The following is a 13,086-nucleotide window of genomic DNA, read 5'->3' as shown; positions in this document are numbered from 1 at the left end:
TTCGCTCGAAAATTACTATAAATAACGCTGCTCAACTATAGAATGTTGAACATTTCAAAAAATAATAAGGTAACAATAATGGCAACTCCACATATTAATGCAGAAAAAGGTGATTTCGCTGAAACGGTATTATTCCCAGGTGATCCGCTACGCGCTAAATATATCGCAGAAACATTTTTAGAAGACGTTAAACAAGTCAATGACGTGCGTAACATGTTAGGTTTCACGGGTACTTACAAAGGTAAACGTATCTCGGTGATGGGTTCAGGTATGGGTATCCCATCTTGTTCTATCTATGCCAAAGAATTAATTACTGAATTCGGTGTTAAAAACCTTATCCGTATTGGTAGCTGTGGCGCGATCAGCACTGACGTTAAAGTACGTGACGTTGTGATCGGCATGGGTGCCTGTACCGATTCTGCTGTTAACCGTGCACGTTTTGACGGTTATGATTTCGCAGCAATCGCATCATGGGAACTGCTAAGCAAAGTAACCCGTGCTGCTAAAGCCTGTAAAATCGATGTGAAAGTAGGTAACATCTTCTCTGCTGATTTATTCTATACACCAAAACCAGAATTATTTGATTCAATGGAAAAATTAGGTGTACTTGGCGTAGAAATGGAAGCGGCTGGTCTATACGGCGTGGCGGCTGAATTCGGCGCAAATGCTATCTGTATCTGTACTGTGTCTGATCACATCCGTACCGGTGAAGTAACGACTGCTGAAGAACGTCAATTAACCTTCAATGACATGATCATCATGGCATTAGAGTCTGTGTTAATCGAAGACTAATACAACTTATTGTTGAACAATGCCCACCAATGCAAATTGGTGGGCATTTTTATCTCTGCTTTACTCTGTACTTTGTGTTCTACATATAGTGCTGAATATCACTGCTCTCCTGTGTGGTGCTGATGAATACTTGTATCAACCGCATGCAAGGTTTACACTAATCCCACATTCCTTATTCCTTGTTAAAAGAGAACATAATGGCTGGTCCTCAGTTTATTTATTCGATGCATCGTGTTGGCAAAATTGTGCCCCCGAAGCGTCACATTCTTAAAGATATCTCACTCAGTTTCTATCCTGGCGCTAAGATCGGCGTATTGGGTTTAAACGGCTCTGGTAAATCAAGCCTGTTACGTATTATGGCTGGCGTAGATAAAGATTTTGAAGGTGAAGCGCGTCCGCTTGCTGGCACTAAAATCGGTTACTTGCCGCAAGAACCAGTATTGGATCTAGAAAAGACAGTGCGTGAAGTCGTTGAAGAAGCGATTTCAGAACTTAAAGATGCAATGGCTGGTCTTGACCAAGTTTATGCCGATTACGCAGAACCGGATGCAGATTTTGATAAGCTAGCCAAGAAACAAGAAAAATTCGAAGCTATCATTCAAGCACACGATGGTCACAACATCGAAAACCAACTAGAGCGTGCTGCCGATGCATTACGTTTACCTGAATGGGACAAAAAAATTAAACTCCTATCGGGTGGTGAGCGTCGCCGTGTTGCTATCTGTCGTTTGTTACTTGAAAAACCCGACATGCTACTACTTGACGAACCAACCAACCATTTGGATGCAGAATCTGTGGCTTGGTTAGAACGCTTCCTCCATGATTATGAAGGTACTGTTGTGGCGATCACCCATGATAGATATTTCCTGGATAATGTCGCCGGTTGGATCTTAGAGCTTGACCGTGGTGAAGGTATTCCATGGGAAGGTAACTATTCTTCATGGTTAGAGCAAAAAGATGCCCGCTTAGCACAAGAATCATCAAAAGAAAGTGCCCGCAAAAAATCGATTGAGAAAGAATTGGAATGGGTACGTTCAAATCCAAAAGGTCGTCAGGCGAAAAGTAAAGCGCGTATGGCGCGTTTTGAAGAACTGAACCAGTCAGATTACCAACGTCGTAACGAAACCAATGAACTGTACATCCCACCGGGCGAGCGTTTAGGCGACAAAGTAATTGAAGTTGAAAACTTATGTAAAGCCTATGATGGTCGGGTGTTAATTGATGACTTATCATTCTCGATGCCAAAAGGCGCTATCGTCGGTATTATCGGTCCCAATGGTGCAGGTAAATCCACGCTGTTTAAAATGCTAGATGGCAGCGAATCACCAGACTCAGGGTCTATTTCTGTGGGTGAAAGTGTGAAACTTGCCAGTGTTGATCAGTTCCGTGATCACATGAACGGCGATAACACCGTTTGGCAAGAATTATCCGATGGCCTGGATACGATCAAAATCGGTAACTTTGAAATGTCATCACGCGCTTATTGCAGCCGTTTTAACTTCAAAGGCACCGATCAGCAAAAACGTGTCGGTCAGCTCTCTGGTGGTGAGCGTGGTCGTTTGCATTTAGCTAAATTGTTACAGGCCGGTGGTAACGTATTACTGCTGGATGAGCCAACCAATGACTTGGATATCGAGACATTACGTGCACTTGAAGAAGCTATTCTCGAGTTCCCCGGTTGTGCCATGGTTATTTCCCATGACCGTTGGTTCCTCGATCGTATCGCTACCCATATCTTAGATTACCGTGATGAAGGCCAAGTGAACTTCTACGAAGGTAACTACACAGATTACGAAGCATGGTTGAAGAAAACCCTAGGGCCTGAAGCGATGCAACCACACCGTATTAAATATAAACGCATTAGCTAACATTGTTTCATCCTTGATGACATAAATGGGATACACATTCCAGACTAGACAAATTAAGATTAAAAGCCTGTAATTATGATATTACAGGCTTTTTTTTACTTGTTTCATGACCACTTATAATGGCTTTGTCTTTAAAATGCGACAAAATGTCATCATTACTCTGGAGAGACGTCGTGAATTAGTTGTCGCTAGGTCATTGTTCGCAATGAAATTTTGCTTTCGATTTAACTAATTGGCAAAATAGCGACACACTATAAACAATGGATTGTTTTATTCCCAGTGACTTTAATTAAATACACTATTTTTATCATCCTGCCGCTGTATTTCGGGAGCATCTCTTTTGCAGTGCGCGCCGAGCATAACGTTGAGCATGTTCGTATTTTGTTGCCGCCGACCACGATGGTCCAATCGGCTGGTTATTATATGGCTCTGCATAAAGGTTTTTTTAAGCAGCAAGGACTCGACGTTGATTTACGTTTATCGCGCTCTCGCCAATCAATCACCCAAGCCGTGGATGACGGTGACGCTGAATACGGTGTCAGCAATGCCGATGTCTTGATTGAAAAAGGTAATGGCCGAGCATTGGTTGCAGTTGCGGTGCTATTTCAGCATTCTCCGGCGGCGCTATTGGTACTAAAAAACAAGGGTATTGATAAGTTAGCGGACTTAAATGATAAACGGGTATTGTTATTACCCGAACTTCAAGATATTGAAGTGATCAGTTTATTACGTAAATACCATATCCAATCCATTAATATCTCATCGCCGTCGGTGACGCGGGATATTACCACCTTGGTGAATAATCAATTCGACGCCTTAAGCATTAATTTAACCAGTGGTCCTTATAATGTAGTGCGTCAGGGGGTTGATCCGATTATTTTCATGCCCAAAGAGTATGGCATCGATTTCTATAGTGAAGAAGCCAACGCCAACCCTGAACGTGTTGCTGCGGTGCGAGCGGCGGTATTACAAGGCTGGGAATATGCCTTAACCCATACTGAAGAAACGCTCGATGTACTGCTCGGTTTAAGTCAGTTACCGTCCTTGTCATCGCGTAATAAAATGAAATACCAGTTAATTACCATGCGGGATTTTATCTTGCCAGATTTTGTGCCACTTGGTTATATCAATCAACAGCATTTGCGGGATATGCAACAGCAGTTGATTGATTTTGATTTAATTGCCAAAGGCAGTGATTTCAGTCAATTTATTTATATTCCCCCACGGGCGAAAATAGACTGGCAGGTGTGGGGTGTCTGGTTAAAGGTGATTGTCGCGACGTTGCTATTTAATGGCTTATGGTTATGTTATTTGTTGATGATTAATCAACGCTTAAAACGCGAGGTACTGGAAAGAAAACGCGCGGAGCAACATGTACGGTATGCGGCAATGCATGATAACTTAACAGGATTAGCGAATCGGGCGCTGCTCATGGATACCCTCGAACATATTTTGCCTCTGGCTAAAACCGGTAAGATTAGTCCGGTATTATTGTTTATGGATCTAGACCGCTTTAAGCAGGTCAACGATCGCTATGGCCATGCGGCAGGGGATGAACTATTAATTGCCGTTGCGCTGCGCATTTCTCGTTTACTCGGCGCGCCTGGTGAGCTATTAATACGTTTAGGCGGTGATGAATTTGTGATCTTACTGCCGAATGCTGATCTGCAGTATGCAGCACTGCTAAGTGACAAGATTGAACGCACTTTATTGCAATCATTTGCCTTGACCGTGTGTAATGTATCTATCGGTATTAGCATTGGTTATAGTGTTTATCACTCAAATATGAGTGCTGATGAGCTATTGACGAGGGCAGATAATGAAATGTACGCGATAAAAAATGAACATCATCAAAAAAGAAAGAAAATAGTCTGTTAAATGGCACTTATTTTGCTTAGTTAACGTTATTATCTATTTATTGACGGTTTGGCTATGCATTTTATCGTACTATCGCTAACCGTAATGGTATCCATTTTCAAATTTGAGCAGTGATCAAGCACATGGAATTATCTAATTACGCCGACGTAATTAAAAAATTAACAACCTTGTATTATGAACCTGACTTTAACCGTTTGTTGGAACAGTTGACGGAAGCTCAAAGCAAGAGTACACGTTTTTTGATCAAGATGGAGGTCAAGCGCCTTTCTGCGCCGACTCGCCGTATCCTTGATTTTCGCCAACGCGCGAATAGTGATGTGACCGGTTATGAATACGACGGTATTTTACATCACATTACGCCGACCGAAATTAAATTATTAGAAACCCTGCTAGGTCAGCACCAGGGTCATTATACCTTAGGTATCTACGAAGAAGTATTAGCTTACCATCAAAGTGAACGCAGTAAACCCGCCGCTGAACGTGATGTTGCAGTGATGGACCCGGCCGCCCCGTTTACCGTTGAACCAGTCCAGTATGCGTCTTATTTTATCCGTAACGAAGAACGTATGCATTATAGTTCGGGGATAAAACTGCGGTTTGGCGATCGCCTTGTCGATGCAATGACATCGGATATATCAACCAGTGGCATTAAAGTTAAAATTGATAAAGACCATAATATTGCCGTTGGTAGTCTAGTCAGTGTGAACTTTTTTAGTTTACGCCAGGAATATGCCAATCACTTGCTGCGAGACTTTTTTGCTTACAAGCTGATGGGGGTAGACGAAGAAGATAAATGTGATTATTTACGTTTAATGCGTATTGATGATAACAACGAATTAGATGTTTTTATTAGTAAGTTGATCACCCAAAATAAGAGTAAATATAAAGTTAACGTCCGTTATCAGGAAGAGAATGTGGTCGTCAAAGGCTATGAACAATTCTTTTTACCGCGTATGTCTGGTTTGCCGCTATATGTAACAGCTGATGATAAGCCCGTGTTGAGTTATTTATTATTGAATGAAAATAACCGTGGTGTGTATGATTATTGGGTCAATGAAGAGTCTAAGAGTCAGTTAGAAGCATGCTGGCAAACCCCTTGGATGCAAGCTTTGCTACAAGCGCAGCAACGTATTGAAACGACCATCTACAGCTTTTATTATAGCCAAAACGGCCGACTGTATTTTTATGCGGCAGATGCGCTTAGCCTGGCCACATCGGGTTTAAAAGCCTTGTTTTTATCGTTTGCTTGTCAGCGGCCTAATTTTCGGGTATTCAAGCTATCGTTAAACCCGTCTGTATTTGATGAAAACAAACATTTGCTCGGCGCAGAAAGTCAGCAGCAGCCACTCGGCTCGAGAACGCTTGCAGCATTACAACATATTCGTTGGGTCGGGTTACTGCAAGATATTACCAATGAACACATTTTGAATGACTATAAGGCGTATACGCAGCAGGGCAGTGACTTTAATCAACTGCACCAATATCGCCTACCCGTGGCGAATCAAAGCGCAGTTTTATCCCAGTTCAAATTTGTACAATTACGCAAAGAAGCAAGATTCAGTTATAAAACCGCAATTATAGCCAGTAATTCTGAGCGTAGTATGAAAGGCTGGAGCAATGATTTTTCTACCGAAGGCTTGCAGATCGAGTTAGAGGAGCCCCTGGATGTCCAGATCGGCCAGCGTATTTACCTTGAATTACCTATGCTGCAAAAACTATCCAAGAAAGTGACCCTGGTTGATTTACCCTACAGTGTGGTTGGCTGTAATAAAGCCAACACTGTGTTGCACCTGCAGATCGCCGGTGATAAAGACAGTCATATTGGTTGTCAGTTTTTTAATTTGTTAATTAGCAGTAATAAAGATAAGTTAAAAAGTATGCCAGAACCGAGTCAATCACCGGGTGTCACTGCGGTATTACGGAATATGTATTGCCATAATTTGGCGAGCGTGCCCCTGTATATCCATAAGGTAAACAACAGTTATCAGGTAGATAGGATCGGCATTAGTCAGAATAAAAATAGCTTATTACCCTTGTTTGAACTATTTGGCCAACCTGAAGCGCCCTATAACCTTTATCCTTTGTTTGCGGACAGCCGTATTAAGCAGGTTTTTGATGAGGCATTAGCAGGTTTAAAGTCGACTTATCGGCCTTGGCAGCAGGTACTTTATATTACCGTTGCGGCAAGTGACGGTGAGGTTAACACGCGATTTGAAAAAGACTTTAGTGATGACCATGAACGCCGCCAATTTATTAGCCATAGTTTACAAAAAGGCACTTTCTTTGCTATTCAATTGATGTTGTCACGTACTGGCCGGCCGGATATGGAATACATTGAAAAAGAACTTAACTATGTCAGCCATTATGCAGTACACAGAGCGCAAAAACTGGAAGATGAACTGTGGAGCGTACGGGGTGTGGTTGACTTGATTGACGTGTCAGAGGAGTTATTGTATCGACTTGGTCTGCGGCGCATGCGTTAGCAAACCGTGCCCACGTTGTACTTAGTTTCATTTAAGTATCATCAACGTGGGCGTACCCAATTTGCTATTAGTACTAAGGTCTATTTATTAACAGTACTAAGGTCGATTTATTAACAGCACTAAGACCAACTGGCCTCGACACAGTTTGCCGCCTGTAATAATCCGACTAAGCCTTCTAAATCGTGATGATTCAATGCCACTTGTGCTTGTTGCTGGACAATCGGTTTAGCATGGATCGCGACCCCTAACGCCGCACTCTTAAGCATGATTAAATCATTGGCACCATCGCCAATTGCCACGGTTTGTTGTGGCGCTATCTGATATTGCTGTGCTAAGGCTTGCAGTGTATCGGCTTTTACCTGTGCATCGACAATATCGCCAATGACCTTACCCGTTAAGAAACCATCGATTATCTCTAGCTCATTGGCATAAACGGCATCAAAACCGAGATCGGCTTGCAAACGCTCGGCAAAATAAGTAAACCCCCCCGATGCAATAGCTACTTTCCAATTGGCTTGGTGTAAGGTAGCAATGAGTAACTCTAGCCCTGGCATCAGCGGCATCGCATCAGCAACTTGGGTTAAAACCGCTTCAGGGCAGTTAGTCAGTGTGGCAACACGTGAACGTAAGCTTGCTGAAAAATCTAATTCGCCATTCATTGCCTTGGCTGTCACTGCGGCAACTTGCTCGCCGACACCCGCTAGCTTGGCGATCTCATCAATACATTCAATCTGAATGGTGGTTGAATCCATATCCATTAATACCACGCCGGGTTGCTTTAAACTCGGTAATGTTTGACTAAGTGCATAATCAATGTGGTAATCGTTACTCCAGCTCGTTAATGTATCGTTAAATTGCTGGCGCTGTTTATTTAAGAGCTTAGCTGAAAGTTCGGTGAATAGTTCAGCAAAACCTAAAACAATGATATTGCCCTGCGTGCAGGCTTGAGTGTCCGCCGAAGCATCGTGGGTTAATGGGCTATTTTCTAATGAATAGGTCGCTGGTGGATAAATGATAATATCACCGCTGCTTTGCGCGGATACTTGTAGCTGACTTAATGCGGACAATAAATTGAGTAAGGCATCACTGGCTATAGTCGGGCCGATTAAGGTGAGATAATGACTATTACTCTTATTCATCACTTGCCGTTCTTGCGCAGAAATATTAAATTGACCCTGACAGTAAGTGACTTGTTTGATTTCGGTGCTTTGCAAGGTTAACAATTGTTGCCATGCTATTGGCGGGGTATTACTAAATAAAGTCTCAGCGAGTTGAGTCATTTTGCTACTAATCCTTGTAATCGATAGGTTACTACTAGCAAAGATAACGCATTCGACTTAAAATTGCGATTCGTAATTACGCTATTCAGAAAGGAGTTCGTTGTGGTTAAAACTAAGAATAATGACAAGCCTGCAGACACAGCGATCGCTGGGCATGAACCGCACTTAGCTACGCATCAGGTGAGCAAAGACAGCCCAGGCACTGAGGATAATAAGTCTAATCGCCGGAATAAATTTCTGAAAGGGCAAACCTCATTGCTGATCGCATTAAGTCTGAGCACATTTTTCATTTTCATTGCCATCTCGTTATATAACAATGTCACGGCGTCTCGTTATCAACAAGTCGATATATTGGTGCATTCATTATTGGATTATCCGACGAAAATGGCGGCTAATCTGATTGTAGCGCGTAGCTCGACTGATCGTATTATCCGTATTAACAGCAAAAAACAGCTGCAACAGCTGGTGGATGAGGTAAGCGAAAATCAATATGTGACTAGCCTGCATATTTTTTCTGAAAATGGTAAATTATTAAATTCGTCACAAGACGATTATGTCGAAGCGTTAATGGCGAACAAACACTATGTCGCGCCAACGGGAGTACGTGTTTATTTAAGACCGATATTAGCGGACAACAAACCAGTGGGATTTTTACAGTTGCATTTTGGTTATCAACAAATGCTTAAAACTTTCACTATTTTCCAGTTTGATGCCACTATTTCTATTTTAATCTTGTTTCTGTTGCTCTTGCTGTTTGGTGTCATTATCGGTGTGACGATCAACCGCGTGCATCATAAATTTCGTTCAAAAAGGTAATCTGATGTCTAAACATATACATATTCTCGGTATTTGTGGCACTTTCATGGGTGGCATTGCGGTACTGGCTAAACAGCTGGGGTACAAAGTCACGGGGTCAGATGCCAATGTGTATCCGCCAATGAGCACCCAGTTAGAAGCGCAAGGTATCGAACTGATTGAAGGTTATGATCCCAGCCAGCTTGATCCGGCACCAGATATGGTGATTGTCGGTAATGCCATGTCTCGCGGTAATCCTTGTGTCGAATACATGTTAAACCGCAAGTTAGCGTATACCTCAGGACCACAGTGGTTATCGACACATTTATTACAACATCGCTATGTGATCGCAGCTTCTGGTACTCATGGCAAAACCACAACGGCGGCTATGGTCGCATGGATCTTAGAATATGCCGGGTTAGATCCGGGGTTCTTAATTGGCGGGGTACCACAGAACTTTACTGAATCGGCGCGTTTGGGCGGTGGTTACTTTTTTGTTATCGAAGCTGATGAATACGATACCGCCTTTTTTGATAAACGCGCTAAGTTTGTGCACTATCAACCAAATACCCTGATCATGAATAATCTTGAATATGATCACGCGGATATCTTCCCTGATTTAGCTGCGATCCAACGGCAATTCCATCACGTAGTCAGAACGGTACCCAGTAATGGCCTGATCTTAATGCCTGATAATGTACCGGCATTGGATGAAGTCAAAGCCCAAGGTTGCTGGACACCGGTGCAGCGTTTGTCTTTAGGGGATAAAAAGCCCGGGTCTGATGGTAGCCATTGGCAAGCGAAGAAATTACGTGCTGATGCCAGTCAATTTGAAGTTTACTGTAAAGGCGAATTAGCGGGCGTGGTTAATTGGAATTTGATTGGCGAGCATAATTTACAAAATGGCATGATGGCGATCGCCGCTGCGCATTATGCGGGCGTTGAATTAAGCCAAGCAATTGCTGGGCTAGGGGAGTTCAAAACCCCAAAACGACGTATGGAAGTTAAAGGTGAAGTGCAGGGTATCCGGGTCTATGATGACTTTGCTCATCACCCCACTGCGATCGCTACTACATTAGCGGGATTACGTGCTGCTGTTGGTCATGAACGTATTATTGCGGTATTAGAGCCACGTTCGAATACCATGCGCATGGGCACGCATCAACAAGCGTTAGCACAATCGTTAACACTGGCTGACGATGTACTGTTATACCAACCGGAAGGGTTAGATTGGGCGCTACAGCCTGTTGCTGATGAGCTGTGTACTGAGCATAGTTTGAGACAGGGTGCGAGCGTGGATGTTGATAACAGTGATAAAGCGGTTATCCATCAGCACATTGATACATTGATTGGCGAGATCAGCAAGCGCGCGCATGCACGGAATGAACCTTGCCATGTATTAATTATGAGTAATGGTAGTTTTGCTGGTATTCATGATAAATTGTTAGCGCAGTTATGATCCGTTAAATCAAATGGGCTAAATCAAAATAGCATGTTAGTTAAATCCAATAAATTAAATAGAAATAGAAAAATTAGCAATGATGAATTATAAGAACAAGGATCATGATGTCCATGCAAACTAAAGCGCACCAATTTAGTAAACGTATTACCTTAGGTATCAGTGGCGCGTCCGGCTCGCAATATGCGATACGTTTATTAGAGTTATTACTAGCGGCAGATGTACAAGTACATTTGTTGATGTCGGATGCCGCCAAGATAGTCATGGCGACGGAGACCGATGAAAAGTGGCCTGCAGACAATAAAGCACTGCAATCGTTTTTAACCGATAAATACCAAGCGAAAGCAGGGCAGTTATTTGTCCCTAGCAGTAAAGATTGGTTCTCGCCAGTGGCTTCGGGTTCTGGTGCGCCAAAACAGATGGTGATCTGCCCATGTAGTATGGGGACGGTAGCCGCCGTCGCGCAAGGTATGTCGACCAACTTATTACAACGCGCTGCTGACGTAGTATTAAAAGAGCGTGGGCAGTTAGTCTTGATCCCACGGGAAACGCCATTGTCACCGATCCACTTAGAAAATATGCTGAAATTATCGCGGTTAGGGGTAACGATCATGCCAGCGGCACCGGGTTTCTACCGTAAGCCGAAAACCCTGGATGATTTAATTGATTTGATGGTCGCCCGTATTCTAGATCACTTAGATGTAGATCAGTCGATTTATGCCGGGTGGGGACGTTAAAAACGAAGCCTTTCTCTAGTTCCTCCCCTACTTTCTACAATAAAAAGTGAGGGGCAGGTTAGGAGGGGGTATTCTCCTCTCTATCCCTAGCCTTTCGCCAACGCCGACGTCACGTACTTCTCTAAAAACGCAATAATACTTTCTCTGTCCATCGCTTGCGGTTGATTGACCAACTGCAAGATCATATAACCTTGATTTGACAGACTACGGGCAAACTCTGTGGTGGTTAAATACGTATTTATTTCACCAGATGCGATCGCCGGTGCGATCTTGTTACTGATAATTGCAATGTTGCTATCGAGTAAAGCCAGGTAACGTGGCCAGGTATCCTCACGAATCGACGAACTCCACTCCAGCCAGATATAGGTAAATTGTGGATTGTTGATCGCAGCATCAACAAAATCGGCTAAGTAATTATGAATAGCTTGATGGGCACTGTTGGTTTGTTGTCCGGTAATATCAATAAAGTTCTTACGCACCATGTGGCTGAAGAAGTCTTCAATCTGTATTAAGACATGATCAACCAGTTGTTCTCTGCTGCTGAAGTAGTTAAATACCGTGGCGACGGAGACTTGCGCTAATTCTGCTATTTCAGCATGACCAGCACGGCCGAGGCCACGTTTAGAAAATACTTCGATTGCACACTGCATTAATTGTGCACGACGTGCTTCGGGAGAGAGACGGGTGCGCCGTCTGATTACTGCAGGCATTTCCATATGTGCATCCAAAAATAATAAATGATGAATAATAAACGATTAATAAAAAAGTTAAATGTTAGTTTATTGTTAAGGTTATCATTAGGCTGACACCAAGTTCAACTGTAATGTGAAACTAATCACATTTTTAAGGTGCAGTGTTGAGCATGCTAATCACTACAAATTCAATGGATTTTAATGAAACTATTTCGACTATCGCTATTAGGCTGTTAAACTATGCGCAATATATAGCGCTATGATTACAGTTTTTAAATATCGACTTTAAAGATAACATTCTTTTTTATTGACTATTTTTGGGCATACATTTTTAGATATTAGTATTTTTCCGGTTAAATATGCTGGTGGTACTGAAATCGTTTGGAGAAATTAACATGAAACACACTGTTGAAGTGATGATCACTGAAGCTGACGTGCAAGCAAAAGTAAAAGAGTTAGCAACGCAAATTGAAACGCATTATAAAGATACAGAGACGCTAATCATTGTTTGTTTATTACGTGGTTCGGTTATTTATATGTCGGATCTGTGTCGTCACATTAACTTACCGGTTGAATTAGATTTCATGACAGTATCAAGCTACGGTAACTCAATGGAAAGTAACCGCGATGTGCGTATCTTAAAAGACTTAGATAGCGACATTAAAGGTAAAGATGTACTTATCGTTGAAGACATCATTGATACTGGTTTCACGTTAAGCAAGATTAAAACCATGCTGGAACTGCGCGATCCTAAATCAATCACAATTACCACACTATTAGACAAACCGTCTCGTCGTGAAGTGAATGTACCGGTTGACTGGGTTGGTTTTGAGATCCCTGATGAATTCGTGGTTGGTTATGGTATCGACTACGGTCAAAAATACCGTAACTTACCTTACGTAGGTAAAGTGGTACCGTTAGAAGGTTAAACTCTAACTCTAACTCTAACTCTAACTCTAAGACCAGCGTTGGTACTTGTTGGTCGAGTCGTTTAAAGACCGTTCAGCTCGCCGTAAATACATCCGTGTAGGCTTGGGCTGGCATCCCTGCCAGCAACCGCTGATCTTACTTTAAGCGACTCTCTTAAGTTATCGTTTTACTC

Annotated in this window: 10 protein-coding genes; 8 read left to right on the top strand and 2 right to left on the bottom strand. The window is 42.6% G+C overall.

Going from position 1 to position 13,086, the window contains the following annotated elements:
• Positions 1-78: 78 nt before the first annotated feature.
• The 4 genes from deoD (at position 79) to HRT96_RS10010 (ending at position 7,021) form a co-directional block, all read left to right on the top strand.
• On the top strand, positions 79-792 hold the full coding sequence (gene deoD / locus HRT96_RS10025) for a purine-nucleoside phosphorylase (protein WP_293155772.1): 714 nt from the start codon (positions 79-81) through the stop codon (positions 790-792).
• 197 nt (positions 793-989) lie between these two features.
• Positions 990-2,660, top strand: a complete 1,671-nt coding sequence (gene ettA, locus HRT96_RS10020; RefSeq protein ID WP_293155769.1) for an energy-dependent translational throttle protein EttA — start codon at positions 990-992, stop codon at positions 2,658-2,660.
• A gap of 279 nt (positions 2,661-2,939) precedes the next feature.
• The gene (locus HRT96_RS10015; protein WP_293155766.1) at positions 2,940-4,538 is read left to right on the top strand and encodes a GGDEF domain-containing protein; all 1,599 of its coding nucleotides are present in this window, start codon (positions 2,940-2,942) and stop codon (positions 4,536-4,538) included.
• A gap of 122 nt (positions 4,539-4,660) precedes the next feature.
• A complete protein-coding gene (locus tag HRT96_RS10010; RefSeq protein ID WP_293155763.1) occupies positions 4,661-7,021 on the top strand; it encodes a PilZ domain-containing protein in 2,361 nt (786 codons plus the stop codon).
• 119 nt (positions 7,022-7,140) lie between these two features.
• On the opposite strand, the gene serB is transcribed toward HRT96_RS10010, so the two are convergent.
• Positions 7,141-8,301 carry a phosphoserine phosphatase SerB gene (serB, locus tag HRT96_RS10005; protein ID WP_293155760.1) on the bottom strand — a complete coding sequence of 387 codons (1,161 nt, stop codon included), beginning with the start codon at positions 8,299-8,301 and terminating at the stop codon, positions 7,141-7,143.
• Positions 8,302-8,403: 102 nt separating this feature from the next.
• Here serB and HRT96_RS10000 point away from each other — a divergent pair, with 102 nt between their 5' ends.
• From HRT96_RS10000 to HRT96_RS09990, 3 genes are all read left to right on the top strand, one after another.
• Entirely contained in the window at positions 8,404-9,117 is a 714-nt protein-coding gene (locus tag HRT96_RS10000; RefSeq protein WP_293155758.1) for a hypothetical protein, read from the top strand.
• Positions 9,118-9,121: 4 nt separating this feature from the next.
• On the top strand, positions 9,122-10,555 hold the full coding sequence (gene mpl / locus HRT96_RS09995; protein WP_293155756.1) for a UDP-N-acetylmuramate:L-alanyl-gamma-D-glutamyl-meso-diaminopimelate ligase: 1,434 nt from the start codon (positions 9,122-9,124) through the stop codon (positions 10,553-10,555).
• Positions 10,556-10,662: 107 nt separating this feature from the next.
• Entirely contained in the window at positions 10,663-11,292 is a 630-nt protein-coding gene (locus HRT96_RS09990; RefSeq protein WP_293155753.1) for a flavin prenyltransferase UbiX, read from the top strand.
• 86 nt (positions 11,293-11,378) lie between these two features.
• Here HRT96_RS09990 and HRT96_RS09985 read toward each other — a convergent pair whose 3' ends face one another.
• On the bottom strand, positions 11,379-12,008 hold the full coding sequence (locus HRT96_RS09985) for a TetR/AcrR family transcriptional regulator (RefSeq protein ID WP_293155750.1): 630 nt from the start codon (positions 12,006-12,008) through the stop codon (positions 11,379-11,381).
• Between the two features lie 371 nt (positions 12,009-12,379).
• Here HRT96_RS09985 and hpt point away from each other — a divergent pair, with 371 nt between their 5' ends.
• Entirely contained in the window at positions 12,380-12,913 is a 534-nt protein-coding gene (gene hpt, locus HRT96_RS09980; protein WP_293133503.1) for a hypoxanthine phosphoribosyltransferase, read from the top strand.
• Positions 12,914-13,086: the final 173 nt, after the last annotated feature.

The sequence above is a fragment of the Moritella sp. genome (assembly GCF_013215705.1).
GTDB lineage: Bacteria > Pseudomonadota > Gammaproteobacteria > Enterobacterales > Moritellaceae > Moritella.
Note: the sequence above shows the minus strand (reverse complement) of the source record. Positions and strands in the feature narration are given on the sequence as shown.

Coding starts and splice junctions, on each gene's coding strand:
- deoD (WP_293155772.1), top strand. CDS start 79: ATGGCAACTCCACATATTAATGCAGAAAAAGGTGATTTCGCTGAAACG.
- ettA (WP_293155769.1), top strand. CDS start 990: ATGGCTGGTCCTCAGTTTATTTATTCGATGCATCGTGTTGGCAAAATT.
- HRT96_RS10010 (WP_293155763.1), top strand. CDS start 4,661: ATGGAATTATCTAATTACGCCGACGTAATTAAAAAATTAACAACCTTG.
- serB (WP_293155760.1), bottom strand. CDS start 8,301: ATGACTCAACTCGCTGAGACTTTATTTAGTAATACCCCGCCAATAGCA.
- mpl (WP_293155756.1), top strand. CDS start 9,122: ATGTCTAAACATATACATATTCTCGGTATTTGTGGCACTTTCATGGGT.
- HRT96_RS09990 (WP_293155753.1), top strand. CDS start 10,663: ATGTCCATGCAAACTAAAGCGCACCAATTTAGTAAACGTATTACCTTA.
- HRT96_RS09985 (WP_293155750.1), bottom strand. CDS start 12,008: ATGGAAATGCCTGCAGTAATCAGACGGCGCACCCGTCTCTCTCCCGAA.
- hpt (WP_293133503.1), top strand. CDS start 12,380: ATGAAACACACTGTTGAAGTGATGATCACTGAAGCTGACGTGCAAGCA.